Origin of the sequence: Bradyrhizobium shewense (assembly GCF_900094605.1) — a bacterium.
Classification (GTDB): domain Bacteria; phylum Pseudomonadota; class Alphaproteobacteria; order Rhizobiales; family Xanthobacteraceae; genus Bradyrhizobium; species Bradyrhizobium shewense.
In genome coordinates this window covers 97164-121690 of record NZ_FMAI01000003.1, presented here as the reverse complement: position 1 = coordinate 121690, position 24527 = coordinate 97164, and the positions used below count along the sequence as shown (strand labels likewise).

Sequence of the window (24527 nt, the reverse complement as noted above, 5' to 3'; positions counted from 1 at the left end):
CTCTTTGTTATTGATTCAGACGAACTGGCACGACACCGAGCCGAAGGCGCCATAATCGGCATGGAACGTGTCGCCGCGGCGGATGTCGACGGGGCGTGTGAACGATCCCGCCAGCACGACTTCGCCGGCCTTAAGATGCTCGTCATGCGGCGCGAGGCGATTGGCGAGCCAGGCGATGCCATTCGCGGGGTGATTGAGCACGCCGGCCGCGAGCCCGGTTTCCTCGACCTCGCCGTTGCGGAACAGGAGCGCGCCGATCCAGCGTAAATCCGCATCGAGCGGCCGGAACGGCCGCCCCCCCAGCACGAGTGCGGCATTCGCCGCGTTGTCGGAGATCGTGTCCATCACTTTTCGCGTCTTGCCCGTCTCCGGGTCGACGCGGTGCATGCGCGTTTCAAGAATCTCCAGCGCCGGCGTGACGTAGTCGGTGGCGTTGAGCACGTCGAAGATGGTGCAATCGGGACCGCGAAGCGGCGCCTTCAGCACGAAGGCGAGCTCGACCTCGATCCGCGGCGCGTGGAAGCGGTCGAACGGAACAGGCGTGGCGTCGGCATAGAACATGTCGGCGAACAGCACGCCGTAATCGGGCTCGGAGATACCGACCGCGTTCTGCATCGCCTTCGAGGTCAGGCCGATCTTGTGGCCCTTGATGATGCGGCCGCGGCCGAGCTGGAGTTTTGTCCAGCTGCGCTGGACGGCGTAGGCATCCTCGATGCTGAAGTCGGGATATTCCTTCGTGAACATCGGAATCAGCGTCTTGGTGCGCTCCGCCTCATCCAGGCGCGCCGCAAGCCGTTCGATCGTGGTGGCATCAAGCATCGTTTACTGCTCCGCGGCGACGGTGTTGCGCAGCACGCCGATGCGGCTGGACTCGACCTCGACGACGTCGCCCACCTTCAGCCAGCGCGGCGGATCGAAGCGAACGCCCGCCCCCGTCGGCGTGCCGGTCACGATCATGTCGCCGGGCTTCAGCGTCGCGAAAGTCGAAAGATAGGAGATCAGATAATCGAACGGGAACATCAGCCGCTCGGTCGTATCCTGCTGCCGCACCTCGCCGTTGACGCGCGTGGTGATGTCGTGCGGGCCGCGCGGGTCGAGCTCGTCCGACGTGACGATGCACGGGCCGATGCTGCCGGAGCGATCGAAATTCTTGCCTTGCGTGACGTTGAACTTGCCGTGCCGCAGCCAGTCGCGAATAGTGCCCTCGTTGCACAAGGTCATGCCGAAGATGTGCGACCACGCTTTTTCGCGCGGGATATGACGGCCGCCCTGCCCGATCACGATGACGAGCTCACCTTCATAGTCGAGCTGATCGGAAACCCTGGGTTTCTCCAGCGGCTGACCGGAGCCTGTCATCGACGACATGCTGCGCACGAACAGGCTGGGATATTTGGGCAGGTCCGAATTGTCCTTGTACTCGGCATTGCGCTCGGCGTAGTTGACGCCGATGCACCAGAGCTTTTCCGGCGATAGCACCGGCGGCAGCAGGACGAGATCGTCGAGCGCATAGTCCGGGTTTTGTCCGGCCACTGCCTCCTGCGCATCGGACAGCGCGTTGGCCGCGATCAGCGCCTTCACGTCGGAGAAGTCGCGGCCGATCCGCCTGGTCAGATCGATCACGCCGCCTTCGACGGCCGCGCCGTAACGCGGCTCTCCGTCCGCGAGATAGCTCAGGAGTCGCATGGTCGTTCTCCAATTTGTGTCGGGCAGCGCGGCAGGCGGCGCGCTCAGTCTTTCGATTTGGGCGTCTGAAATACGGTGTTCAGCGTCACGATCTCGCCGAGGCGGGCGTAACGGGGACCGCCGATACGCGCGATCGGGTCGAGCGCCTTGGTCTCGACCTTACCGTCGTTCACGAGGCCGTCGCGCAAATGGAACATCACGACCTCGCCGACGATCAGCCGGCTCTTGGCCTCGCCGAATTCGAGGCACTGCCGGAACCGGCATTCCATCGCCGCCGGCGCGGCGGCCAGCCGCGGCACCTTGATGCGCTCGCTCGGAATCGTCTCCAGGCCGAGATGCTCGACCTCGCTGATTTCAGGCGGATGCTCGACCGATGAGTCGTGCACCGCCGACATCAGCGGGGTATCCGCGATGTGGATGACGTATTCCTCGGTATCGAGGATGTTGTGCGCGGTGTCCTTGTAGTCGGCGCCCTTGCGGCCGACGCTGATGGCCAGCATCGGCGGCTTCTGCGAGACGAAGGTGAAGGCGCTGAACGGCGCGAGGTTGAGCACGCCCTTGCTCGACAGGCTGGTCACCCAGGCGATCGGACGCGGCACCACGATGCCGGTCATCAGGCGGTAGATGCGCTCGGCCCCGAGCTCGGTGGGATCGATCCGCATCGATCAATCCGCCCTGATGTTGGCCTTGCGCACGACGGGAATCCACTTGGCGTCCTCGCGCTCGAGATATGCCCTAAACTCGTCCGGCGTCATCGGCGTGGCTTCGCCGCCAAGCTTTTCGAATTTGTCGACCACGGCAGGATCCTTCAGGATCGCAACCAGCGTCTCGTGCAGCTTCTCGATGACGGGCGCCGGCGTGCCCGCGGGCGCGAACAGGCCGGTGAAGGTCTGGCCATCAAAGTCCTTGTAGCCGAGCTCGGCAAATGTCGGCACGTCAGGCAGCGACTTCAGCCGGTGCGGGCTGGTGACGGCAAGCGCGCGGAACAGGCCGGCCTTGATGTGCTGAAGGCTGACCGTGAGTTGGTCGAACGCGAACTGCACCTGGCCGCCGAGCAGATCGTTGATCGCAGGCGCATTGCCGCGGTAGTGCGCGGTGACCCATTGCAGCTCAAGGTTCGACTGCATCAGCTCGCTGAGCAGATGGTTGGTGGTGCCGGGGCCGGGCGAGGCCATGGTCAACTTGCCGGGCTCGCGCTTGGCGAGGTCGAGGAATTCCTTCAGCGTCGTCGCCTGCACCGACGGATGCACCTCGAGCACCAGCGGCGTCATCGAGATGGTCGAGATCGGCATGAAGTCCTTTTTCCAGTTATAGGCTTCACGCTTGTTGATCTCGGTTGCGAACAGCACCGGGCCGTTGGCGCCGACGAACAGCGTGTAGCCGTCAGGTGCCGATTTCGCGAAGGCTTCGCCCGCGATCATGCCGCCGGCGCCGGCCTTGTTCTCGATGATGAAGGGCTGGCCGAGCTTTTCCTGAAGTTTGTCGGCGACGATGCGCGCGGCGCTGTCGACATTGCCGCCGGCCGGATAAGGCACGATCAGCTTGACGCTGCGGGCGGGCCATTGCTGGCCCGACGCGGGCCCTGCCAGCATCGCGGTGGCGGCAGCTATGGCAATCCAGATTAATCTCATGTTAACCTCCCGGCAGCGCTTCCAATTTCATGTCGCGTGCGGCGATGCGCACGGCAGCTCGATCGGGGCGCAATCTTCAGATGCGCGCTTGTCCTGTCGAGTGAATTGTGGCGTTCTTGTCCATATTATGGACAAGACGAGAATCGCCCGCAACGCGACATCACCGCGACAGGGCGCGCAGGCGATCCGGCGCGCGCTCGCGGTGCTGCGCATTCTTGCCGCAGGCCGCGAGGACGGTGTGCCATTGGCCGAGGTGATCCGCGCGATCGGCCTCACCCGTCCGACCGTGCACCGCATCATCCACGTGCTGATTGAGGAAGGCATCGTCGAGCGGCACGAGCGGACCGGCCGCTACGCGGTCGGCAACCAGGTGCCGGAGCTGGCGCTGGCACGGCCGCGGCCGTCGCGGCTGCTGATCGCCGCCAATCCGTCGCTGCAACGTGCCTCCACCGAGATCGGCGACACGCTGTTCCTGACGGTGCGCACCGGCAATGACACGCTGTGCGTCGACCGCAGGATCGGAATCTATCCGATCCAGGTGCTGTCCATCGAGATCGGCGCGCGCCGGCCGCTCGGCGTCTCCAGTGCGGGCGTCGCCATCCTCGCCGCGGTGCCGGCGCAGGACGCGCGAAAGATCGTCGCAGCCAACGAAAAGAGGTTCGAGGCTTACAAGACCGATGTGGCGACGGTCCTCGGCGAGGTCACCGCCGCGCGACGGCTGGGATATGGCCTGAGGGAGATCGGCCTCGTGCAGGGCACGAAATCGATCTCGACCTGGATCAAGACCCCGGATGGGCGACCGGCCGCGGCCATCACCGTCTCCGCGGTTCGGACGAGGCTCGGCCCCCGCCGCGAGCAGGAGGTCGCGGAGATTTTGCTGCGGGAGGCGCGGAGTATCGAGCAGGCGATCGGGGGTTAGGCGCGGACGGTAGAAGTTGGGTGCGCGCATGCTGCTACAGCGTCATGGCCGGGCTTGTCCCGGCCATCCACGTCTTCCTCCCTAGTACAAAGAACGTGGAGGCCCGGGCATGACGACCTCTTGTGGAGAGTCAATGGGCTGACTTCGTGCGCGATTTTATGGCACAACGCCCCCTCCGCCGACCGACCAACGAGGCCCCCGCATGCCCGCGCCAAAACCGCCTGCCTTCGAGACCCTGAGCCTGCATGCGGGCCAGCATCCGGATCCCGTGACCGGAGCCCGCGCGGTGCCGATCTACCAGACCACGTCCTACGTGTTCCAGGATTCCGACCACGCCGCGGCGCTGTTCAACCTGGAGCGCGCCGGCCACATCTATACGCGCATCTCCAACCCGACCACTGGCGTGCTGGAGGAGCGGCTCGCCGCGCTGGAGGGCGGCGTCGGCGCGATCTGCACCGCGAGCGGCATGGCCGCGCTGCATCTGGCGATCGCGACGCTGCTGAGCGCCGGCGATCACATCGTGGCGTCGAGCTCGCTCTATGGCGGCACCATCAACCTGCTGGCGCACACGCTGCCGCGCTTCGGCATCACCACTAGCTTTGTGAAGCCGCGCGATCTCGATGCGTTCCGCGCAGCGATCAAGCCGAACACCAAGCTCGTGATCGGCGAGACCATCGGCAATCCCGGGCTGGAAGTACTGGACATTCCCAAGGTCGCTCAGATCGCACATGACGCAAAAATTCCGCTGCTGATCGACAACACCTTTGCCACGCCCTATCTCAGCCGGCCCGTCGAGCTTGGCGCCGACATCGTGATGCATTCGGCGACCAAATGGATCGGCGGCCACGGCATCGCGATCGGCGGCGCCATCGTCGACGGCGGCCGCTTCGACTGGCGCGCATCCGGCAAGTTCGGCGTGCTGACCGAGCCCTATGGCGGCTATCACGGCATCGTCTTCGACGAGCAGTTCGGCACCGCCGCCTTCATCATGCGCGCGCGCACCGAGGGCCTGCGCGATTTCGGCGCCTGCCTGTCGCCGACCAACGCGTTCCAGCTGTTGCAGGGCGTCGAGACGCTGGGCGTGCGCATGGACCGTCACATGCAGAACACGCATCTCGTGCTGGAAGCACTCAAATCCAGCAAAGCCGTCGACTGGGTGCTGCATCCCTCGCTGGAGACTCACACGGACTATCAGCTCGCCAAACAGCTGCTGCCGCGCGGCGCCGGCTCGATCATCTCCTTCGGCATCAAGGGCGGCCGCCCTGCGGGGCGCAAGTTCATCGAATCGCTGCGCATGATCAGCCACCTCGCCAATGTCGGCGATGCCAAGACACTGGTGATCCACCCGGCGTCGACCACGCATCAGCAGATGGACGCCGAGCAGCTCAAGACGGCCGGCATCGGCGAAGAGCTGGTGCGGCTGTCGGTCGGCATCGAGACCGCAAGCGACATTATCGACGATCTCGCGCAGGCGCTGCGCATCTCGCAGAAGGTCTGACACCATGAAGCTTTCCGTCAACGGCATCGAGGTGTTCGTCGCAACCGGCGGCCGCGACTTCGACAAGTCCCTGCCCGCGGTCGTCTTCCTCCACGGCGCCGGCTTCGACCATTCGACCTGGGCGCTGCATACACGCTGGTTCGCCCATCACGGTTTTTCCGTACTGGCGCCGGATCTTCCCGGTCACGGCCGCTCCAGCGGACCTTCGCTCGGCAGCATCGCCGAGATGGCCGACTGGACCGCTGCGCTGCTCGATGCGGCAGGAGCCGCGAAGGCGCATCTGATCGGCCATTCCATGGGGTCGCTGATCTCGCTGGAGACGGCGGCCCGGCATCCCGACAAGGTTTCGGCGCTGAGCCTGATCGGCACCGCCGCGACCATGACGGTCGGCCCGGATCTGCTGAAGGCCGCCGAGGCCAACTCCCAGGATGCCAACGACATGGTCTCGATCTGGGGCCTCGGCTTCAACGCCGAGCTCGGCGGCAGTCTCGCGCCCGGCCTGTGGATGCATGGTGGCGCGCAGGCGGTGCTGAGGTCTTGCGAGCCCGGCGTGCTGTTCAGGGATTTGTCGGCCTGCAATGCTTACGCGAATGCGCTGACCGCGGCGGCGACTGTCAAAGTGCCCACGACGCTCATTCTCGGCGAACGGGACATGATGACCCCGGCGAAGGCAGGCAAGGCGCTTGCCGCTGCCATCCCGCATGCGAAGACCGTCGTGGTACCGGGTGCCGGCCACATGATCATGGCCGAGCGGCCGGACGAACTGCTGGCGGCCTTGCGGAACTGAGAAGGATCAATCGATCATCCGGCGCGTTGCGGTGAGACATCCCTGGACATCTTGAGGGAACTCACCCATGCCAAGACAAGAAGTGATCCGCAAAGCGAAGCAGGACAAGCGCGCGGGCAAATCGGCAAGCACGCAGGCCGGCGAATTCGTCAAGGACGAGATCGACAGGATCCGGAAGGGCAGGCACGGCGCGCGGTCGACCAAGCAGGCCATCGCGATCGGCCTGTCCGAGGCACGCCGCGCCGGCGTCGATCTGCCGCCGCCGCGCAAGGGGCGAACCAAGGCATCGACACGCCGCAGCGCCAAATATGCTTACGAGGTCGGCCAAGGCAAACGCACGCCGAAGCGCCGGCCTAAGGTGTCGCGCGCCATCGAGAAGGTCCTGAAGAAGGAGCCGCGCTCCACCGCATCCCGCAGCGCGCTGTCGAAACAGAGCAAGCGAGCCGCAAACCGGCGAACCGCGGCGTCGCGTTCAGCTGCCGCGCGGAAGGCGAGCCAGACCAAGGGCGCCAAGACCCGCTCCGCTGCCGCGAAGAAAGCGGCCCGCACCAGGGCACGCCGCCGGAGGTGATCAGCTCAGGCGATTGCGACGCTCCGAGAACACGGCCCGCGCCGCGCGTTCGGCTTCGCGCGCCGAGCGGAACTGGCGGCCTTCGAGACTGTCGAACAGGCGCTCGGAGGAGAAGAAGCGGAAGCCGCGGGCATCCCTCGTGACGATGCCCGCGGCACGGTCGTGGATCTCGATGATGTAGGCGTTCGACTGGGTGTGAGACATGACTGCTCGTTCGCCGGAATTCCGGCGCTCCTGTCTGAAGATTCTTCGTGCGGGAGTTGCTAGAAGGCCGTCAGCAACAACAACAGGCGCCGGTTGCGACCGAGACACAGCGCCGCGTCATGCAGGCTTGCATGTCATCGGGATTGCGCTGGTGTTCGGTTTTCATGTCGCGGCTTCAAGCTCGGAGAGCAGTTTCGAGGCTCCGAATATCAAGCGATTGGCGCGTCAGGTCAATGAAATGGCCATCCATATTTGCCGTGAGCGCGCTGGAGCGCTTCTCCCACGGTGAGCGGTGGCAGCCGGATTTATCTCGCGCGGCTCGCTCCTCTTCCTTCTCCCCTTGTGGGAGAAGGTGGCGCGAAGCGCCGGATGAGGGGTTCGTTCCGCAGGTTCAAATGAGCGAGACTAGCGCGCGGAGAGAACCCCCTCACCCGTCTCGCCGCTATGCGGCGAGCCACCCTCTCCCACAAGGGGAGAGGGGAAGAAAGTTCTCACCACATCGTCGCGGCGGCGCGCTCGGGCCAGATGCGATCGTACTCCGCGCCGCCGACCTTGTTGTCGCTCATCTCGGCGAGGATCTGGCCGGGCGTCGGCAGCGTCTTGGGATCGATGCGCTTATCGGGATTCCAGAGGTCAGAGCGGGCGATGGCGCGGGCGCACTGGAAGTAGATTTCGTCGACCTTCATCACCATGACGCTGCGCGGCGCCTTGCCCTCGACCTTGAACGATGCCAGCAGCTCCGGATCGATCGAGAGATGGGCGCGGCCGTTGGCACGCACCGCATTGCCGGAGCCGGGGATCAGGAACATCAACGACACCCTGGGATCGCGCACGATGTTGCGCAGGGAATCGACCCGGTTGTTGCCGCGGCGATCCGGCAGCATCAGCGTCTTGGGATCGTGGATACGGACGAAGCCGGGCAAATCACCACGCGGCGAGCAGTCGATGCCCTCGGGGCCGATGGTGGCAAGCGCGGCGAACGGCGCCTTCTCGATGAAGACGCGGTAGAGCGGGGTGACGTGGTCGGCGACTTTCACGGTCGAGGCGTCGTTGGTGGCGCCGTAGATGGCCTCCAGCTGTTCGATCGTTTCAATCACCGACATTCCGTTCTCCTTGCTGTACTGGCTAATCGTGCCAGCCCTCATTCCTGATCACGCGCACGAGCTGGCGGGCATGATAGTCCGCGCTGCCAGCATTGAGGATGGTGATGTCCGCCTGCGCCGACCTGTCGTCGACGCTGCGGGTGAGGCGCTCGGCGATGTTGCCGTCGCTTTGTCGCGCGCGCGCAGCCAGCCGCGCGGCCAGCACATCCGGCGGCGCCGTGATCGCGACCACCACGATGTCAGCGTAGGTCTGGCGCAGCGCGCCGATCACGGTGCGCGAGACGTTGGCGACGACCGTGCGGCCGGCGCGGATATCGTCGTTGATGTCGAGCGGCAGCGCATAGGAATGCCCGTGCGCGTCCCAATGCACGGCGAAATCGCCATGCTCGCACGCGTGGCGGAATTCGTCGGGACCGCGCGCGACATTGTCTTCGTCGGCGGAGGATTCACGCGTCACGATGCGGCGCGGGAAGACAATGTCGTGATCGTCAGCGCAGGCCGCCTGCGCCAGCCGCAGCAGCGTGTCCTTGCCCGCGCCACTGGGACCGACCACCAGCACGAGCCGTCCGGGTCCGATCGCGCCCGCCTCATGATGCGCTGTGGTCACGGTCTCGCTCATGCGACACGGCTTCCTTCGCGCCAGACGCTGCGGACGACGGGAACGTGGCCTGCGACATGCACGCGAATGAGGTCGGCGCGCTTGCCGATCGCGACCTCGCCGCGGTCGGTGAGGCCAACCGCCTCGGCAGGTGCCTTCGTCACGGTGCGGATCGCCGCTGGAAGGCCGATCGCGGGCACGTGCTCGGGCAATTGCAGCGCCCCCATCAGGAGGCTCGACGGAATGTAGTCCGACGACAAAATATCGAGCAGGCCTTCGCGGGCGAGATCGACCGCGGCGATGTTGCCCGAATGCGAGCCGCCGCGCACGACGTTCGGTGCTCCCATCAGGATGTCGATGCCAGCTTCGTGCAAGCCGCGCGCGGCCTCCAGCGTGGTCGGGAACTCCGCCACCGAGACGCGATCGCGCACGGCGTCCGCGACGTTCTCCTCGGTGGTGTCGTCGTGGCTCGCAAGCGGAATATTGTGGCCATGCGCCAACGCCACGATCTCGCGCATGTTGGTCGCGGCATAGAGCTTCTGATACTCGAAGCGCTTTGCGAACAGCTCGTCGAGCTCGGCATCGGTCTTGCCGCCGCCCTTGCCGCGGTAATAGTCGCGCAGCTTGACCTCGTCGCGGAACTGACGCTGGCCGGGCGTGTGGTCCATCAGCGACATCAGCTTGACGTCGGGACGGTCGATCAGCTCCCTGGCTTCCTCGACCACGCTCGGCATCGGGATCTCGCAGCGCAGATGCAGGAAGTGATCGGCGCGCAGCAGGCTGGCGTCGCGCGCGGTCGTGATCGCGGCGGCGAGCACGCCGGCGCGGCCGTCGACCTCCTCGGCGCCGTCCTCGCGCCAGACCCGGAGCGAATCGAACACGGTGGTGATGCCCGAAGTCGCGAGTTGGCCGTCGTAGGAGATGACGGCAGCAACCGGATTCCAGAATACCTTTGGCCGCGGCACGTAATGGGCTTCGAGATGGTCGGTGTGCAGCTCGATCAGCCCCGGCATGATCAAATCGCCGCCGGCATCCTCGGCACCCGCAGGCGCCCTACCATCGCCGATCTCGGCGATGCGCCCGTCGGCAAGAGCGAGCCAGCCCTGCTCGATCACCCGGTCAGCCAGCACGATCCTGGCGTTGGCGATCACAATGTCCTTCGGCTTGACGTTCATTTCCCTGTCCCTCAGGCCGCGGCGGCGAAGCTGGTGACGTCGACGATACGGTCGGCAATCAGATGACGGATTTCGTCGTCATGGACAATGGCGACCATGGCGACGCCCTGGCGTTTCTTCTCGGCGACCAGCTCGACCACGACGGCACGGTTGGCGGCATCGAGCGAGGCGGTCGGCTCGTCCAGCAGCAGGATCGGCAGGTCCGAGATGAAGCCGCGCGCGATGTTGACGCGCTGCTGCTCGCCGCCGGAGAAGGTCGCGGGCGGAAGCTGCCAGAGCCGCTCGGGAATGTTGAGGCGGCGCAGCAGGTTACCTGCGCGCTGCTGCGCATCAGTGCGTGGCATGCCGTTCACGATCAGCGGCTCGGCGACGACGTCGATGGTGGCCACGCGCGGCACCGCGCGCAGGAACTGGCTGACATAGCCGATGGTCGAGCGGCGGACGTTGAGGATCTGCCGCGGCTCGGCGCTGGCGAGATCAATCACTGCGCCGCGGTGGCGAATGCCGATGCGGCCGGAGTCGCAACGGTAATTGCCGAAGACCATTTTCAGGATCGAGGACTTGCCGGCGCCTGATGGTCCCGACAGCACGACGCATTCGCTCGCGTTGACCTGGAAGGTCACGCCGCTGACGACAGGCAATTCGATGCCTCCCTGCAGGTGCATGGTGAAGGTCTTATTGGCATCGGTGACGTCGATCATGGCGGTCATTGGAAAACTCATATTGAAAGGTTCATGGCGGCAGGATCGAGGAGACGAGGAGTTGCGTATAGGGCTCGCGGGGATCGTCGAGGACCTGGTCGGTGAGGCCGGCTTCGATGACGCGGCCGCCCTTCATCACCATCACGCGGTGCGACAAGAGCCGCGCGACGGCGAGGTCGTGGGTGACGATGATGACGGCGAGGTTCAGCTCGGCGACGAGGCTGCGCAGGAGGTCGAGCAGGCGCGCCTGCACCGACACGTCGAGGCCACCGGTCGGCTCGTCCATGAACACCAGCCGCGGCTCGGTAACGAGATTGCGCGCGATCTGGAGCCGCTGGCGCATGCCGCCGGAATAGGTGCGCGGCGCATCGTCGATGCGGGCGGTGTCGATCTCGACACGGGTCAGCCAGTCGGACGCGGTCTCGCGGATGCGGCCATAGTGATTCCAGCCCACCGCCATCAGCCGCTCGCCGACATTGGCGCCGGCCGAGACCGCCATGCGCAGGCCCTGGGCGGGATCCTGATGCACAAAACCCCAGTCGGTGCGGTACAGGAAGCGCCGCTCGGCTTCGCCGAGCGAGGCGAGATCGCGGGCGACACCGTCGCGCATCCGATAGGACACATGGCCGCCGCTGGCCGCGAGCTGGCCCGACAGCAGTTGCAGCAGCGTCGACTTGCCCGAACCTGATTCGCCGACGATCGCCAGCACCTCGCCGGGATAGAGCGAGAAGGAGACGTCGCGGCAGGCGGCGATGCGGCCGAAGGATTTGCTGAGGGAGGTCGCGACCAGCAGCGGCTGGTCGTTTTCGAGCGCGGCCTGGTCAACCATTGGTGCCTCCTTGCGCCTTCTCCTTGTACGGCGCGGCGCTGAGGCTGCCGTGATGGCCGGCGGCCTGGCGGCTCTCGCAATAGTCGGTGTCCGAGCACACAAACATCCGTCCGCCCTTGTCGTCGGTGACGATCTCGTCGAGATAGGAATTCTCCGCGCCGCACAGCGCGCAGGGCGCGTTGAAGCGATAGGGCTCGAACGGGTGATCCTCGAAATCGAGCGACACCACTTTCGTGTAAGGCGGGATCGCATAGATGCGCTTCTCGCGGCCGGCGCCGAACAGCTGCAACGCCGGGCAATTGTCCATCTTGGGATTGTCGAATTTCGGCGTCGGCGACGGATCCATCACGTAACGCGCGTTGACCTTGACCGGATAGGCATAGGCGGTGGCGATGTGACCGAAGCGGGCGATGTCCTCATAGAGTTTCACATGCATCAGGCCGTATTCGGCGAGCGCATGCATGCGCCGCGTCTCGGTCTCGCGCGGCTCGAGGAAACGCAACGGCTCCGGGATCGGCACCTGATAGACCAGCACCTGGTCTGCATGCAGCGTCGCCTCGGGGATGCGGTGGCGGGTCTGGATCACGGTCGCATCCTCAGTCGCCGTGGTCGTGGCGACGCCGGCGGTCTTGGCGAAGAATTTGCGGATCGAGATCGCATTGGTGGTGTCGTCGGAGCCTTGATCGATCACCTTCAGCACGTCGGCGGGACCGAGGATTGCAGCGGTGACCTGCACGCCACCGGTGCCCCAGCCATAGGGCATCGGCATCTCGCGGCTGGCGAACGGCACCTGATAGCCGGGAATAGCGATCGCCTTCAGGATCGCGCGGCGGATCATCCGCTTGGTCTGCTCGTCGAGATAGGCGAAGTTGTAGGCAGGCGCGTTCATTCCGCGGCCTCCTTCATGGCGTCAGGCGCCTGGGCGTCAGTGAACTCCTTGCGCAGCTTGCGGAGCAGGCCGAGCTCGGACTGGAAGTCGACATAATGCGGCAGCTTCAGATGCTCGACGAAGCCGGTGGCCTGGACGTTGTCCGAATGCGACATCACGAATTCTTCATCTTGCGCGGGGGCGAGTGCCTCCTCGCCGAGCTCGCGGGCGCGCAGCGCGCGGTCGACCAGGGCCATCGACATGGTCTTGCGCTCGCTCTGGCCGAAGGCGAGGCCATAGCCGCGGGTGAAGCATGGCGCTTCGGTCGCGGAGCCCTTGAACTGGTTGACCATCTGGCACTCGGTGAGCTCAATCGAGCCGAGCGGCACGGCGAAGCCGACGTCTTCCGCCGAAAATTCCACCTCGACCTCGCCGAAGCGAATCTCGCCGGCGAAAGGATGGTTGCGGCCATAGCCGCGCTGGGTCGAATAGCCCATCGCCAGCAGGAAACCTTCGTCGCCGCGCGCGAGGTTTTGCAGGCGCAAATCACGGTCCGCTGGAAAATTCAGCGGCTCGCGGGTGAGATCGCCGACGCTGGCGCCGTCCTCGGCCTGCGGTGAGGATTCGATCAGCCCGTCGCGGCCGAGAATGTCGGTCACGCGCGGGGTCGGCGCCGTGGACGCTTCCGCCGTTGCCGGCGCCTCCGGCACGAAGCCTTCGGCGAGCGCAGGATCGAGCAGGCGATGGGTGTAGTCGAAGGTCGGCCCGAGGATCTGGCCGCCCGGAATATCCTTGAAGGTCGAGGACACCCGCCGCTGCACGCGCATCGCGCCGGTGTCGACCGGCTCGCTCGCGCCGAAACGCGGCATCGTGGCGCGGAAGGCGCGAACCAGGAAGATCGCCTCGATCAGGTCGCCGCGCGCCTGCTTGATCGCGAGCGCCGCGAGCTCGCGGTCATAGAGCGAGCCTTCGCTCATGACGCGGTCGACGGCGAGCCCAAGCTGTTCCGAGATCTGGTCGAGCGTGACCTCCGGAACGGCTCGGTCGCCGCGTCGCTTGTCTGCGAGCAGGCGATGGGCGTTCTCGATGGCGCGTTCGCCGCCTTTGACTGCGACATACATGCTTCTAGCTTCCCTTGCTCACGATACGCGTGGTGCGAGGGATCGCGACCACGGCGTCATCGGCGACCAGCACCACATCGGTGCCGCGCGGAAACAGCGCCTCGTTGACACGCAGACGCTCGAACAAATCGAAAGGTCTGATCGCGGCATTGAGCATGGCGACGCCGTCGATGCCGGGGCCACGCAGCTCGAAACTGCGCCCTGCGTCGAGGCTATCGACCTGGAAGATCACCGTGGTGGACCGATCCGGATATTCGCTGGTCCCGAGCGCGAAGCGTTCGAGCGGCGGCAGCGCACCGCCGTCACTGATCAGCGCAAAACTCGCGATGGAGGAATCCTGCACCACCGGCGCGCCGGTGTGGAACTTCAGCCATTTCACCACGTCCGGGCTCTCCGACATCCGCGCGTCGAGCCAGAGCGGCGTGTCGTGGTCGAACAGCGTCAGCGCGATCGCGGCCGTGCCGCGCATCATCCTGTCGGGCGTCCCCGCGCCCGGCACGATGCGCTGGACCGACCCGGGCCGCGCCATCGCGTCCATGACCGAGCGAAAGGTCGATTGCGCCGACAGCACCTTGTCGGCGAAGCCCGGCGGCAGTTCCGCAATCGTGGTCATGATCTCACCCCTCACCGCGCACCATGGTGTAGAAATCAACCTTCGTCGCGGCGGTCTCGGCCGCTGCCTGCGCGCGGCCAGCCATAAGCTGCTCACGCAACGGGGCGATAACGTCCCGCTCCACCGCTCCGCCGAAATCCCTCGACTGCACCAGCGCATCGCACAGCGCGATCAGCCGCGCCTTCTCACCGTCGCGCCCGAGCGTGTAGCCGAAGCCGACCTCGCCGCTCGCCAGCCGGACCGCGGCGCGCGACACCGTGGCTTCACCGAGATTGAACGGCGCGCCGTCGCCACCGACCCGGCCGCGCAGCATGACGAGGCCGTTTTCGGGCGCGCGCAAATCCTGATGGGCCGGGACAGCCAAGTTGCGGAGGCGGGCGGCGATCTCGCCCGCCTCCGCGTGCGCCAGCACGGCCATGGCGGCCTGGCGCTGGGCTTGCTGGTTGTTGTGCTGGGTCACCTGATCCACCGAACCTTTGACAGAACTTGCCGCATCGAAGTTGTCTATGATAATAGACAACTTCATACGGGAGCGCCATGACTGTTTCGTGACAAAGCTGTGATTTCTGGGCTAGGCTGGCCGGCGATATGACCATGCAAGACACTGCGTCGTCCGGCGTCGCGCTATGGCGCCTCGTTGCCGACGGCATCGAGCGCGGCATCGCCGACGGCCGTTTCGCGGCCGGCGACAAATTGCCGGGCGAGATGGAGATCGCCGAAACCTATCGGGTGAACCGCCACACCGTGCGGCGCGCGCTGGCGGCCCTTGCCGAGCGCGGCCTCGTGCGCGCCGAGCGCGGCAGCGGAACTTATGTCGAAGCGCAGAAGCTCGCCTATCCCTTGCGCTCGCGCACCCGCTTCTCCGAGATCGTCGGCGCCGGCGGCCGCGAGCCGCGCGGGCAGTTGATCGAGGCGACGGACGATGTCGCGACCCGTGAGCTGGCACGCGAGCTCGGCTTGAAGGCCGGCGCGCCGCTGGTGCGGATCGAGGCGATTCGCCTTGCCGACCGCACGCCGATCTGCGTCTCCACCACCTGGCTGTCGGCGGAATTGTTTCCGGGTGCCGGCGCCGTGTTCGCAGCGACGCGCTCGATGACGAAGCTGCTGGAATATTACGGCGTCCGCGACTATCGCCGCGGCGCGACCCGGATCACCGCCGGCATCGTCGACGCCACCGACGCGGCCCGGCTCGATCTGGCGCTGGGACGGCCGATCCTCGTGGTCGATGCGACCGACCACGATCTGCAGGGCAGGCCGCTGGTGACCAAGCATTCGCGCTTTGCGGCGGAGCGCGTGGAGTTTCTGGTGGAGTCGTAAGGGGCTCTCTCCAAGAAACCGGAGCCGTAGGGTGGGCAAAGGCGCACTTCGCGCCGTGCCCACGATCTTTCTCGATTGTTAAAAATGGTGGGCACGCTGCGCTTTGCCCACCCTGCGGCACCTCTGATCAGGCGACAGCCCTTCGCCCAATGATCGCAAAGCGCAGCTTGCCCGAGATGAAATCGATCGCGGCGACCGCGACCAGGATCATCAGGATCAGGAACGACACCTTCTGCCATTCCAGCACGCGGATCTGCTCGGCGAGCTGGAGGCCGATGCCGCCGGCGCCGACGATGCCGATGATGGTGGCCGAGCGCGTGTTGGATTCGATGAAATAGAGCACTTGGCCGGCGATCACGGGCAGAACCTGCGGCAACAGGCCAAAGCGGATCTCGTGCAGCGGGCTGCCGCCGGAGGCGCGGATACCCTCGACCTGCTTCTGATCGGCGCCCTCGATCGCCTCCGAGAACAGCTTTCCGAAGGCGCCGAAATCCGACACCGCAATGGCGAGCACGCCGGCGAACGGGCCAAGCCCGACGACGTTGATCCACACCAGCGCCCAGATCAGCGTGTCGACGCCGCGGATCGAATCCAGGACGCGGCGGACGGGAAAGCGCAACAGCTTCGACGGCACCACGTTGCGCGCCGCGAGCAGGCTGACCGGAAGCGCGAATACCGCCGCCAGCGTCGTGCCGAGCAGCGCGATCGACAGCGTCTCGCCGAGCGCCTTCAGATAGATCGGCAGTGACGATCCGGGGTCAGGCGGGATCATCATCAAGGTGATCCAGCCGAGCTGGCTGAGGCCTGCGAAGAAGCGCGACGGCGAGAAGTCGAGATCGACCAGGCCGTAAATGAGGATCGCGAACGCCGGGACGATCATCGCCGGTGTGGCAAGCCGCGCCGAGGCTGGCCGGTCGAACACATCGGGATAGCGCGCACGAAGCTCTCGCGTGTCGACCGCTTGCCGCCTCGTCACGTCCGCGCCTCCTTGCCGAACAGGCGGCCGCGCAGCCAGCCGGTGCTGATGTCGATGATGAACACGGTGACGATGATGGTGAGCAGGATCGCGCTGACGTCCGAATAGTAGAATTTGCGGATCGCCACGACGAGCTCCTGGCCGATGCCGCCGGCCCCGACGAAGCCCATCACGGAGGCTTCACGAACATTGATCTCGAAGCGCAGCAGCGCGTAGCTGGCATAGCCCGCGGTCACCTGCGGCACGACGGCGAACCGCATGCAGGACAGCCAGCTCGCGCCGGTCGAGCGAATGCCTTCGACCGGCTTCATGTCGGCGTTCTCGACGATTTCCGAGAACAGCTTTCCGAGCGCGCCGGTGGAGTGGATCGCGATCGCGAGCACGCCCGCCATCGGTCCGAGTCCGAAGGCGATCACGAAGATCAGCGCGAAGACGATGCCGGGAACGGTGCGGGCGAATTCGAGCAGGCGCCGGACGACGAAGCGCAGCCAGGGTGCGGGCGACGTGTTTTCAGCGGCGAAGAAGTTCAGGCAAAATGCCAAGGTCGCGCCGATCAGCGTGCCGACATAGGAGATCAGCAGCGTCTCGCCGAGCATCTTCAGCCATTTGCGCCAGCCCCAGAGCCACTCGCCGACATCGGTCCAGACGCGCTGGCCGTTGTCGAGCGTGAGGATGCGGTCAAAATAGCTGACGAAATTGCCGAAATAAGTGAACAGCGTGCGCAGATTCACTTCCGCGCCGATTCCCGCGAGAACCAGCGCGGCGGCGAAGACCGCGATCCCCAACAGCAGGCGGAGCCGCCTGCGCCCGACCGCCTGGCGATAGGCGGCGTTGAGCACGGCAAGCTGCTGCTCGGGGAGGATCGAAACCGCTGTTGTCATCGGCCTGAGATAAGCTCCGTCAAAGAAAGAGCCGGGTCCATGGACCCGGCTCCAGTTACATCGCCCTGAGATCAGGACGCCTTCTTTTTACGCAGCGCATCGACGAACTTGATCAGCTCGATCGTGCCATCCCAATCCTTGGTGGTGGCGGGATGAAAGCCCTTCTTCTGGCCGTCGGAGAGGCGGTCGAACGCGGCCTTGTCCTTGGCCGGCGCGTCGAAGAACGCCTTGGCGATAGCGGCCTTGGCGTCTTCCGGCAGGTCGGAATTGTAGGCATAGGGGCCGTTGATGATCGGCGCCGACTTATGGATGATACGGAAGTCGTCCTTCTTCATCGCCGAGCCGTCGGCATTCTTCAGCATGCCCTTGGTCAACATCTGCGCCAGCGTGGAATCGTCGTCGCTGGTCCATTGGTTGGCGGCAACGTCGACCGTGCCCTGCGACAGCGCCAGCATCGCGTTCTCGTGACTGCCGGTGAAGACGACCTTGCCGAAATAGCCGTCGGCATCGGGGATGCCCATCTTGTCCAGCTCGAAGCGCGGCACATTGTTGCCGGAGGTCGAGTTCGGATCGACGAGGCCGAGGTTCTTGCCCTTGAGCTGGTCGACGCTCTTGTAGGCGCTGCTCGCCTTGACGAAGAACACCGAGTAATAGCCGGTCGAGCCGTCGGCGTTGATGTCGTTGGCGAAGGCGTCGGACTTGACGCCGGTCAGGCGGGCGCGGGCGAACGAGGCCGAGCCGTAGCTGGCGATGTGGATGTTGCCGGCGCGCTGGCCCTCGATGACGGCGGCGTAGTCGTTGGCGATGCGCAGAGTGACCTTCACGCCCAGTTCCTTGGAGAGATAGTTCACGAAAGGCGCCCAGCGCTCGGTGACGCCGGAGGCGTTCTCGGCCGGGACGACCGCAAAGGTCAGCTCGGGATATTTCGCCTTCCAATCGTCGGCGGAGGCGGAGGCCGTGAACGCGAGCGCGGCGGCGCCGGCGAGAATTAATCTGCGAGTGATCATGATACCCTCTTCATCGGTTGGGGTCGGTTGACGCAAAACTGACAGCAAAACAGGTGGCGCTTCAGGCCGCCGCGGCCGTTCCGAGCGCCGGCACGCCCTCGGGCGACGGGACAGGCATGGCGCCCATGACGTCGGCGGCTTCGAGATCGTAAAGCTCGCGCGCGACGTGGTCGGTCAGTGCGGCCGGTGCGCCGTCGAACACGACGCGCCCCGCCGCCATGCCGATCAGGCGGTCGCAATAGCTGCGGGCGAGATCGAGCGAATGCAGATTGCAGAGCACGGTGATGCCGAAATGCTTGTTGATGCGCAGCAGCGCATCCATCACGATCTTGGTGTTGCGCGGATCGAGAGATGCGATCGGCTCGTCGGCGAGGATGATGTCGGGCTGCTGCACCAGCGCACGCGCGATCGCGACGCGCTGCTGCTGGCCGCCGGAGAGCTGGTCGGCACGCTGGGCGGCGAGCGATGCGATGTCGAACTGTTCGAGCGCGGACATCGCCAGCGCCTTGTCCTGCTCGGGCCACACTTGCGACAGCGAGCGCCAGGCCGGCATCGTCGCAAGGCGTCCCATCAGGACGTTGGTGAGGACATCGAGCCGGCCGACCAGGTTGAATTGCTGGAAGATCATGGCCGACCGCGCCCGCCACTGCCGCAGCTCCTTGCCGCGCAGCGCGGTGACGTCGATGCCGTCGAACAGGATGCGGCCCTGCGTCGGCGTCGCGAGACGATTGATGGTTCGCAGCAGCGTCGACTTGCCGGCGCCGGACCGTCCGATCACACCGACGAAGCCGCCGGGGGAGACTTGAAACGAAGCGTCGTCCACTGCGGCTTTCGCGCCGAAGCGACACGTCAGACCTTCCAACACCAGCATGCAGGACTCCAGATTAGCTGGAGCCAACCGCTAACGCCCGCGCTTGACACTTGTGTGACACAGCCGTTCCAGTGCGGCGATCCTACACACCTCATCCCCTGTCATCGCCGTGTCATGACATCGTCATCAAGCCGCCCGAAGAGGAACGCCCGCCCTCCCGCTTCGGATGCAACATGGCCGTCAAGATTCTCTCGGTCCAGCCGACCATCGACCCCTCGGCCAAGCTGCACGAGACCAGGCTGGGCGCCTATACCGAGGTCGGCGCGCGCACCATCCTGCACGACGTCGCGATGGGCGATTACTCCTATGTCGTGAACGATTCCCAGATCACCTACACCACCATCGGAAAGTTCTGCTCGATCGCGGCGATGACGCGCATCAATCCCGGCAATCATCCGATGCACCGCGCGACCCAGGCGCATTTCACCTATCGCTCCAGCGCCTACTTCGAGGGCGAGAGCGACGACGCCGAGTTCTTCGACTGGAGGCGCCAGCATCACGTCCATATCGGCCACGACGTCTGGATCGGCCACGGCGCGATCGTGCTGCCGGGCCGCAATATCGGCACCGGCGCGGTGATCGCGGCCGGCGCCATCGTCACCAAGGACGTGCCGGCCTACACCATCGTCGCCGGCAATCCGGCCCGCATCGTGCGGCGGCGGTTTTCGGAAGAGATCGCCGGAAGGCTCGCGCGGCTCGCCTGGTGGGACTGGGATCACGACAAATTGCGCGACGCGCTGCCCGATTTCCGCAAGCTCGGGATTGAAGATTTTCTCGCGACATACGAAGCACGGGCGACTCCCCTGACCAGATCCTTTACCAGCAAACGAAACGCGGTCGCGTGACAGACATTTTCCTCGAAGGCGGCCGGGCCCTGATCGGCACCGAACTCGTCGAAACGTCATTGGCGGTGTCGGGACAGGACATCGCGCAGGTCGATGCCTCACGGGGCCGGGCGCGGCTGATAATCGATTCACGCAACCTGCTGGTGCTCCCCGGCATCGTCGATCTGCATGGCGATGCCTTCGAGCGGCAGATGATGCCGCGCGCCGGCGTCGACTTCCCGATCGACGTCGCGCTCGCCGACAGCGATCGCCAGGCGATCAGCAACGGCATCACCACGGTGTTTCACGCCACGACCTGCTCGTGGGAGCCGGGCCTGCGCAGTGCCGACAATGCGCGCGGCCTGATGGAGGCCATCGAGCGGCAGCGTCCGCAATTTGCCGCCGACACCCGCTTCCACCTGCGGCACGAAACCTACAATCTCGACGCCGAGGCCGAGATCAGCGAGTGGCTCAACGAAGGCCGGGTCGACCTGTTCGCTTTCAACGACCACATGGACGGCACGGTCGCCGACATGGCCAAGCCGCGCAAGCGCAACCGTATGGTCGAGCGCACGGGGCTTTCAGCTGGGGAATTCGATCGGCTGGTCGAACGCGTGGTCTCGCGCGCCGACGAGGTGCCGGCTTCAGTTGCGCGGCTGGCCGCCGCGGCGCGCGCGGCCCAGGTGCGGATGCTCTCGCACGACGATGCGACGCCGGGGATGCGCCAGGAGTTTCGCGAGCTCGGCGCTGACATCGCGGAGTTTCCGATCAACGAGGAGACGGCACGGGCGGCAGCAAGCCACGGCGATGCCATCGTCTACGGCGCGCCGAACGTCGTGCGCGGCGGCAGCCACACCGGCTGGACCAGGGCCTCCGACATGATCGCTAAGGGGCTCTGCTCGGTGCTGGCGTCCGACTATTATTATCCCGCGCAACTGCTCGCCGCGTTCCGCCTCGCCGCCGATGGCGTGCTGCCGCTGACGGAAGCCTGGAGCCTGGTCTCGGCCGGGCCTGCCCGCGCGACCGGCCTTGCCGACCGCGGCGTGCTTGCGGAAGGACGCCGCGCCGACATTCTGCTGGTCGACGACAGCGTGAAGCTGCGGCCGCGGCTGATCGCGGTGATATCAGGCGGAAAGCTCGTGCACCTCACCGATGCGACCCGGCTGCTCACTGCTGTGGCGACGCCGCGCGAGGCTGTCGTCGCGGCATAAATTGGTTATGTTGAGCCGATGACAGGTTTTCCCCGCTACGCGATTTATTTTGCCGCAGGCAGCGACAGCGCGCTGTCCCGCTTCGGCGCCGAGTTGCTCGGCTACGATGCCTGCACCGGCAACGAATTGCCGTTCCCGCATGATGCGCTGCATGTCGCGCCGGACTGGCGCAATGTCAGCACCGATCCCCGCAAATACGGCTTTCACGCCACGCTGAAGGCGCCGATGGCGCTCGCGCCGGGTAGGTCCGAAGCGGAACTGATGGCCGCCTGCGCCGCATTCGCCGGCAGGCCGCGGCCACTTCCTGTGATCCTGCCGGTGGTCGATTCCCTCAGCGGCTTCATCGCCGTCATTCCGGCCGAGCCGGTCGAGGCGCTCCAGCAGCTCGCCGCCGATTGCGTCCGCGATTTCGATTCCTTCCGCGCCGCGCTGTCGGCGGAGGACCGCGCGCGGCGCAAACCCGAGAAGCTGAACGAGCGGCAGCGCGACTATCTTGACCGCTGGGGCTATCCTTACGTGATGGAAGAATTCCGCTTCCACATGACTCTGACCGGGCGGCTGGATGCCGAGCGGCGCGGGCCGATCCTGGAGATGCTGCGGACGCGGTTTGCGGCGCTGGGGATCGAGACGCTGGCGATCGACCGCATCGCGCTATTTCGGCAGGATGATGCGTCGGCAAGATTCCACATCGTCGACGAGTGGCCTCTGGCGCGATAGACCTCAGCGCCAGCTCGCAAGATTCAAGGCGAGCGCCACCGCCCCAACCAAAACGAGGCTGGTCGCCCAGACGGCATCCAGATTGAACCAGCTTCGCGAGACGAACTTCAATCCCAGATGGCGGTAGACCAGCCACGCCAGACATCCGCCGGCGCCGACCATGGCGGCGACGTGCACCAGGGACACGAGCACCGCCATCCCAAGACTTGTCTTAAAAAGACTTGTCTTCATCAACGCGCCCGCCGCCTCATGGCCGGCATCGAATTCGAAGGCCTGGCAGAGCCCGAGATAGATCGGCACGAGCATCAAGGCGGCGCCGTGAGCAATGGCGACGGCAAACGACCAGAGCGCCAATTGCGTCGGCGGAATTCGTGCCAGCCCACGGGGATGACGCCGCGCGATCAGGCGATAAACGCCGAAGCCGATGACGAGAAGGCTCGCGCCAATCTGGATCGAACGCTGCCACTCGACCAGCACGAGCAGGAACGCGAACGGCAGCAGCACGAGAAATGTTGCCAGGAGATGCCCGGCCGACAGGGCCCACAGCGCACGGAAGAGTGCGGATGGGCTCTTGTCCATGAGCCCGGCCGAAACGGCGAGCGGCCATCCCATCCCCGGATTGACTCCGTGATAGAGGCCGCTCGCGACAAGAGCGAGCCACAGCCAGCCAAGCGCCGGGCTCGCGTGCCCCCAATCTAGACCGACGGGTAGCAAAAGGAGTCCGTCGAACAATCGCCGCCCTCCAGCCTGATCTGGTGCGCACGATAGCCGTCCGGGAAGCTCACGAAATAGTCCTTGTCGAGCTCGAGGCCGCCGTTGCGACCGACATTGGCCATGACTTCCACACCCGGAACCCCATCGGGATAGAACTGGTCGTCCCAGGTGGAATAGAGCGAATTGGTCCAGTACACGCGCCTGCCGTCGCGGCTGATCTCGACCATTTGCGGGCCTGCCGCAAAGGACTTGCCATTCGGATGCGCTGTACGGCGTGCGATGCCGCCGATGTGGACCGAGCCAGCAAGCTTCGGCTTTCTGGGATCGCTGACGTCGTACTGGCGCATTTCACCGGTGCCCCAGCACGAGACGTAGAGAAACCGGTCATCCATCGACAGGTCGATGTCGGTCACCAGCGGTGGCACGGCGCCAAATCCCTGCAGCAGCGGCGGGAGTTTCTCCTTTGGCGCGGGTTCGGGCGGGATCGTTGCCGTCTTCTCGGCATGGAATTTCCCGCCTTCGCGCCACCAGGTCCAGATCGATGCTTCGAGATTGGTGGTGTCGACCACAACGCCCACGAAACCGTATTCGCGAACCGGATCGTGCGCAGGCCGCACCTCCAGCGCCATCTGATGATTGGCACCAAGGTCGATGGTCTGCACATTGCGCCGGGCGCGGAGATCCCAGAAGTGAAGACGATGGCCGTATTTATTCGACAGCAGATCTTCCGGGACGATCCCGTTCTCGAACTGCGGCGGCAACGCCCATTCGCTCGTCACCATGTAATCGCGCGGCAGATTCCACCAGAAGTCATAATGCAGCGTCTGCGGGCCACGGTCGATCTCCCATCGTCCGAGGACCTCGAACGTCTCGCAATCCATGATGAAGACGCCTGGAGGTCCGTTGGTGCCGTCCTTGCCGCCGCCGCCGAGCGTGCTCACGTAAATGCCGTCCGGCCCGCAATGGATGGTATGCGGCCGCGAGTAGCCGGTCTTCTTGAAGATTTCCTCGGGCTCGATGATCCTGTGGATCTTGGCTTTGGTCGGATCTGGCTTGGTATCGATGATGTAGATCCGCGACGAACGGATTCCGGGGATGATGAGATAGCGCCGCTCGATGAAGGCATGTCCGGCGAGCGGCGACAGAGCGGAGGAGCAGGCATTCCAGCCGAAGTGATGAAATTCGTCGCCCTTGTTGGGCATCGTCACGGTGTGGACGATCTGGCTGTAGGTCGGCGATCCCGGCTTGACGTCGATGACCGCGAGAGCATCCGGCTTCGAGAAATCCGGACTGAGCAGCAACGTGTAGGCAAAGTTCTCCGCAGGTGCTTCCATCGCAAGCCTGGGCGATGCGTGAAAGGTGGGGTCCGGCCTCATCGTCATGGCACTGCCTCCCTGTTCTGTCGGTTCGCGCCAACCTGGCTCGGGATAACGGCATTATGAAGAGGTGTTACGCGATGTCTTGAGATGCTCCGCGGGGCCCGATTGGCGAACGTATACTACTTCATCGCCGGGCTGCCGGAAACGGCCCGAATCGCGCTAATTCGACGCCGTCAGCCAACTGGGAAGCTGGCGAGTGAGGTTGGAGGGCGGGCCTCACACTCGATGTCGTCCCCGCGAACGCGGGGACCCATAATCCCAGGGAGTGGTTATCAAGCGAGCTGCCAACTCCGAGTCTTCGCCAAACTTCTCTCTGTGGCTATGGGTCC

General features: G+C 65.3%; 28 protein-coding genes. 8 read left to right on the top strand and 20 right to left on the bottom strand.

Annotated elements, in window-relative coordinates:
* Positions 1-15: 15 nt before the first annotated feature.
* From hpaH to GA0061098_RS07485, 4 genes are read right to left on the bottom strand one after another with little or no spacing between them, the layout of a single operon-like run.
* Positions 16-819 carry a 2-oxo-hept-4-ene-1,7-dioate hydratase gene (hpaH, locus tag GA0061098_RS07500; RefSeq protein WP_091955683.1) on the bottom strand — a complete coding sequence of 268 codons (804 nt, stop codon included), beginning with the start codon at positions 817-819 and terminating at the stop codon, positions 16-18.
* A 3-nt stretch (positions 820-822) separates the two neighbouring features.
* Entirely contained in the window at positions 823-1683 is an 861-nt protein-coding gene (locus GA0061098_RS07495) for a fumarylacetoacetate hydrolase family protein (protein WP_091955682.1), read from the bottom strand.
* Between the two features lie 44 nt (positions 1684-1727).
* Positions 1728-2345 carry a flavin reductase family protein gene (locus tag GA0061098_RS07490; protein WP_091955680.1) on the bottom strand — a complete coding sequence of 206 codons (618 nt, stop codon included), beginning with the start codon at positions 2343-2345 and terminating at the stop codon, positions 1728-1730.
* Between the two features lie 3 nt (positions 2346-2348).
* Positions 2349-3314 (bottom strand): Bug family tripartite tricarboxylate transporter substrate binding protein, encoded by a 966-nt coding sequence (locus GA0061098_RS07485; RefSeq protein WP_091955678.1) that lies wholly within the window; start codon positions 3312-3314, stop codon positions 2349-2351.
* 127 nt (positions 3315-3441) lie between these two features.
* Between GA0061098_RS07485 and GA0061098_RS07480 the strand changes: the two genes are divergently transcribed.
* From GA0061098_RS07480 to GA0061098_RS07465, 4 genes are all read left to right on the top strand, one after another.
* The gene (locus GA0061098_RS07480) at positions 3442-4233 is read left to right on the top strand and encodes an IclR family transcriptional regulator (RefSeq protein WP_165637215.1); all 792 of its coding nucleotides are present in this window, start codon (positions 3442-3444) and stop codon (positions 4231-4233) included.
* Positions 4234-4435: 202 nt separating this feature from the next.
* Positions 4436-5731, top strand: coding sequence for an O-acetylhomoserine aminocarboxypropyltransferase (locus GA0061098_RS07475; RefSeq protein WP_091955672.1), 1296 nt, complete (start codon positions 4436-4438; stop codon positions 5729-5731).
* 4 nt (positions 5732-5735) lie between these two features.
* Positions 5736-6518, top strand: a complete 783-nt coding sequence (locus GA0061098_RS07470) for an alpha/beta fold hydrolase (protein ID WP_091955670.1) — start codon at positions 5736-5738, stop codon at positions 6516-6518.
* Positions 6519-6585: 67 nt separating this feature from the next.
* A complete protein-coding gene (locus tag GA0061098_RS07465; protein WP_091955667.1) occupies positions 6586-7089 on the top strand; it encodes a DUF6496 domain-containing protein in 504 nt (167 codons plus the stop codon).
* Here GA0061098_RS07465 and GA0061098_RS07460 read toward each other — a convergent pair whose 3' ends face one another.
* From GA0061098_RS07460 to phnG, 10 genes are all read right to left on the bottom strand, one after another.
* Positions 7090-7293, bottom strand: a complete 204-nt coding sequence (locus tag GA0061098_RS07460; protein ID WP_091955664.1) for a hypothetical protein — start codon at positions 7291-7293, stop codon at positions 7090-7092.
* A gap of 491 nt (positions 7294-7784) precedes the next feature.
* On the bottom strand, positions 7785-8396 hold the full coding sequence (locus GA0061098_RS07455; protein ID WP_091955661.1) for a pyridoxamine 5'-phosphate oxidase family protein: 612 nt from the start codon (positions 8394-8396) through the stop codon (positions 7785-7787).
* 22 nt (positions 8397-8418) lie between these two features.
* A complete protein-coding gene (gene phnN / locus GA0061098_RS07450; protein WP_091955658.1) occupies positions 8419-9015 on the bottom strand; it encodes a phosphonate metabolism protein/1,5-bisphosphokinase (PRPP-forming) PhnN in 597 nt (198 codons plus the stop codon).
* Positions 9012-10169 (bottom strand): alpha-D-ribose 1-methylphosphonate 5-triphosphate diphosphatase, encoded by a 1158-nt coding sequence (locus GA0061098_RS07445; protein WP_091955655.1) that lies wholly within the window; start codon positions 10167-10169, stop codon positions 9012-9014. Before GA0061098_RS07445 ends, phnN begins: the two co-directional genes overlap by 4 nt.
* Positions 10170-10180: 11 nt before the next feature.
* Complete coding sequence (gene phnL / locus GA0061098_RS07440; protein WP_165637214.1) at positions 10181-10879, bottom strand: phosphonate C-P lyase system protein PhnL; 699 nt, start codon at positions 10877-10879, stop codon at positions 10181-10183.
* A gap of 22 nt (positions 10880-10901) precedes the next feature.
* On the bottom strand, positions 10902-11699 hold the full coding sequence (gene phnK, locus GA0061098_RS07435) for a phosphonate C-P lyase system protein PhnK (protein ID WP_091955649.1): 798 nt from the start codon (positions 11697-11699) through the stop codon (positions 10902-10904).
* Positions 11692-12588 carry an alpha-D-ribose 1-methylphosphonate 5-phosphate C-P-lyase PhnJ gene (locus GA0061098_RS07430; RefSeq protein WP_091955646.1) on the bottom strand — a complete coding sequence of 299 codons (897 nt, stop codon included), beginning with the start codon at positions 12586-12588 and terminating at the stop codon, positions 11692-11694. Before GA0061098_RS07430 ends, phnK begins: the two co-directional genes overlap by 8 nt.
* Positions 12585-13688 (bottom strand): carbon-phosphorus lyase complex subunit, encoded by a 1104-nt coding sequence (locus tag GA0061098_RS07425; protein ID WP_091955643.1) that lies wholly within the window; start codon positions 13686-13688, stop codon positions 12585-12587. The genes GA0061098_RS07430 and GA0061098_RS07425 overlap by 4 nt, the downstream gene beginning before the upstream one ends.
* Positions 13689-13692: 4 nt before the next feature.
* The gene (gene phnH / locus GA0061098_RS07420) at positions 13693-14301 is read right to left on the bottom strand and encodes a phosphonate C-P lyase system protein PhnH (protein WP_165637213.1); all 609 of its coding nucleotides are present in this window, start codon (positions 14299-14301) and stop codon (positions 13693-13695) included.
* Between the two features lie 4 nt (positions 14302-14305).
* Positions 14306-14770 (bottom strand): phosphonate C-P lyase system protein PhnG, encoded by a 465-nt coding sequence (gene phnG, locus GA0061098_RS07415; RefSeq protein WP_165637212.1) that lies wholly within the window; start codon positions 14768-14770, stop codon positions 14306-14308.
* Between the two features lie 119 nt (positions 14771-14889).
* Here phnG and phnF point away from each other — a divergent pair, with 119 nt between their 5' ends.
* Positions 14890-15618, top strand: coding sequence for a phosphonate metabolism transcriptional regulator PhnF (phnF, locus tag GA0061098_RS07410; protein ID WP_091955634.1), 729 nt, complete (start codon positions 14890-14892; stop codon positions 15616-15618).
* A gap of 127 nt (positions 15619-15745) precedes the next feature.
* On the opposite strand, the gene phnE (GA0061098_RS07405) is transcribed toward phnF, so the two are convergent.
* From phnE (GA0061098_RS07405) to phnC, 4 genes are all read right to left on the bottom strand, one after another.
* On the bottom strand, positions 15746-16594 hold the full coding sequence (gene phnE, locus GA0061098_RS07405; RefSeq protein WP_091955631.1) for a phosphonate ABC transporter, permease protein PhnE: 849 nt from the start codon (positions 16592-16594) through the stop codon (positions 15746-15748).
* Positions 16591-17475, bottom strand: a complete 885-nt coding sequence (phnE, locus tag GA0061098_RS07400) for a phosphonate ABC transporter, permease protein PhnE (RefSeq protein ID WP_091955628.1) — start codon at positions 17473-17475, stop codon at positions 16591-16593. The genes phnE (GA0061098_RS07405) and phnE (GA0061098_RS07400) overlap by 4 nt, the downstream gene beginning before the upstream one ends.
* A gap of 71 nt (positions 17476-17546) precedes the next feature.
* Entirely contained in the window at positions 17547-18482 is a 936-nt protein-coding gene (phnD, locus tag GA0061098_RS07395) for a phosphonate ABC transporter substrate-binding protein (RefSeq protein ID WP_091955625.1), read from the bottom strand.
* Positions 18483-18543: 61 nt separating this feature from the next.
* Positions 18544-19353: a phosphonate ABC transporter ATP-binding protein gene (gene phnC / locus GA0061098_RS07390; protein WP_091955623.1), complete on the bottom strand. Its 810-nt coding sequence runs from the start codon at positions 19351-19353 to the stop codon at positions 18544-18546.
* A 173-nt stretch (positions 19354-19526) separates the two neighbouring features.
* Between phnC and GA0061098_RS07385 the strand changes: the two genes are divergently transcribed.
* Genes GA0061098_RS07385 through GA0061098_RS07375 form a run of 3 tightly spaced genes read left to right on the top strand, consistent with a single transcriptional unit; the run spans position 19527 to position 22105 of the window.
* Positions 19527-20198, top strand: coding sequence for a transferase hexapeptide repeat family protein (locus tag GA0061098_RS07385; protein WP_165637211.1), 672 nt, complete (start codon positions 19527-19529; stop codon positions 20196-20198).
* Positions 20195-21388, top strand: coding sequence for an alpha-D-ribose 1-methylphosphonate 5-triphosphate diphosphatase (locus GA0061098_RS07380; protein ID WP_091955621.1), 1194 nt, complete (start codon positions 20195-20197; stop codon positions 21386-21388). The genes GA0061098_RS07385 and GA0061098_RS07380 overlap by 4 nt, the downstream gene beginning before the upstream one ends.
* 18 nt (positions 21389-21406) lie before the next feature.
* A complete protein-coding gene (locus GA0061098_RS07375; protein ID WP_091955620.1) occupies positions 21407-22105 on the top strand; it encodes a DUF1045 domain-containing protein in 699 nt (232 codons plus the stop codon).
* A gap of 3 nt (positions 22106-22108) precedes the next feature.
* On the opposite strand, the gene GA0061098_RS07370 is transcribed toward GA0061098_RS07375, so the two are convergent.
* Both GA0061098_RS07370 and GA0061098_RS07365 read right to left on the bottom strand, forming a co-directional pair.
* Complete coding sequence (locus GA0061098_RS07370; RefSeq protein WP_091955618.1) at positions 22109-22717, bottom strand: hypothetical protein; 609 nt, start codon at positions 22715-22717, stop codon at positions 22109-22111.
* 83 nt (positions 22718-22800) lie between these two features.
* On the bottom strand, positions 22801-24201 hold the full coding sequence (locus GA0061098_RS07365) for a selenium-binding protein SBP56-related protein (protein WP_091955615.1): 1401 nt from the start codon (positions 24199-24201) through the stop codon (positions 22801-22803).
* Positions 24202-24527 lie beyond the last annotated feature (326 nt).

Bases quoted from the DNA above. Each gene is read 5' to 3' on its own strand.
- GA0061098_RS07495 (WP_091955682.1), bottom strand. From the start codon at position 1,683: ATGCGACTCCTGAGCTATCTCGCGGACGGAGAGCCGCGTTACGGCGCG.
- phnN (WP_091955658.1), bottom strand. From the start codon at position 9,015: ATGAGCGAGACCGTGACCACAGCGCATCATGAGGCGGGCGCGATCGGA.
- phnH (WP_165637213.1), bottom strand. From the start codon at position 14,301: ATGACCACGATTGCGGAACTGCCGCCGGGCTTCGCCGACAAGGTGCTG.
- phnE (WP_091955628.1), bottom strand. From the start codon at position 17,475: ATGACAACAGCGGTTTCGATCCTCCCCGAGCAGCAGCTTGCCGTGCTC.
- GA0061098_RS07480 (WP_165637215.1), top strand. From the start codon at position 3,442: ATGGACAAGACGAGAATCGCCCGCAACGCGACATCACCGCGACAGGGC.
- GA0061098_RS07465 (WP_091955667.1), top strand. From the start codon at position 6,586: ATGCCAAGACAAGAAGTGATCCGCAAAGCGAAGCAGGACAAGCGCGCG.
- GA0061098_RS07445 (WP_091955655.1), bottom strand. From the start codon at position 10,169: ATGAACGTCAAGCCGAAGGACATTGTGATCGCCAACGCCAGGATCGTG.
- GA0061098_RS07455 (WP_091955661.1), bottom strand. From the start codon at position 8,396: ATGTCGGTGATTGAAACGATCGAACAGCTGGAGGCCATCTACGGCGCC.
- GA0061098_RS07490 (WP_091955680.1), bottom strand. From the start codon at position 2,345: ATGCGGATCGATCCCACCGAGCTCGGGGCCGAGCGCATCTACCGCCTG.
- GA0061098_RS07385 (WP_165637211.1), top strand. From the start codon at position 19,527: ATGGCCGTCAAGATTCTCTCGGTCCAGCCGACCATCGACCCCTCGGCC.
- phnD (WP_091955625.1), bottom strand. From the start codon at position 18,482: ATGATCACTCGCAGATTAATTCTCGCCGGCGCCGCCGCGCTCGCGTTC.
- GA0061098_RS07470 (WP_091955670.1), top strand. From the start codon at position 5,736: ATGAAGCTTTCCGTCAACGGCATCGAGGTGTTCGTCGCAACCGGCGGC.
- GA0061098_RS07375 (WP_091955620.1), top strand. From the start codon at position 21,407: ATGACAGGTTTTCCCCGCTACGCGATTTATTTTGCCGCAGGCAGCGAC.
- phnC (WP_091955623.1), bottom strand. From the start codon at position 19,353: ATGCTGGTGTTGGAAGGTCTGACGTGTCGCTTCGGCGCGAAAGCCGCA.
- GA0061098_RS07485 (WP_091955678.1), bottom strand. From the start codon at position 3,314: ATGAGATTAATCTGGATTGCCATAGCTGCCGCCACCGCGATGCTGGCA.
- GA0061098_RS07460 (WP_091955664.1), bottom strand. From the start codon at position 7,293: ATGTCTCACACCCAGTCGAACGCCTACATCATCGAGATCCACGACCGT.
- phnF (WP_091955634.1), top strand. From the start codon at position 14,890: ATGACCATGCAAGACACTGCGTCGTCCGGCGTCGCGCTATGGCGCCTC.
- GA0061098_RS07365 (WP_091955615.1), bottom strand. From the start codon at position 24,201: ATGACGATGAGGCCGGACCCCACCTTTCACGCATCGCCCAGGCTTGCG.
- GA0061098_RS07370 (WP_091955618.1), bottom strand. From the start codon at position 22,717: ATGGGATGGCCGCTCGCCGTTTCGGCCGGGCTCATGGACAAGAGCCCA.
- GA0061098_RS07475 (WP_091955672.1), top strand. From the start codon at position 4,436: ATGCCCGCGCCAAAACCGCCTGCCTTCGAGACCCTGAGCCTGCATGCG.
- GA0061098_RS07425 (WP_091955643.1), bottom strand. From the start codon at position 13,688: ATGTATGTCGCAGTCAAAGGCGGCGAACGCGCCATCGAGAACGCCCAT.
- phnK (WP_091955649.1), bottom strand. From the start codon at position 11,699: ATGGTTGACCAGGCCGCGCTCGAAAACGACCAGCCGCTGCTGGTCGCG.
- phnL (WP_165637214.1), bottom strand. From the start codon at position 10,879: ATGACCGCCATGATCGACGTCACCGATGCCAATAAGACCTTCACCATG.
- GA0061098_RS07430 (WP_091955646.1), bottom strand. From the start codon at position 12,588: ATGAACGCGCCTGCCTACAACTTCGCCTATCTCGACGAGCAGACCAAG.
- hpaH (WP_091955683.1), bottom strand. From the start codon at position 819: ATGCTTGATGCCACCACGATCGAACGGCTTGCGGCGCGCCTGGATGAG.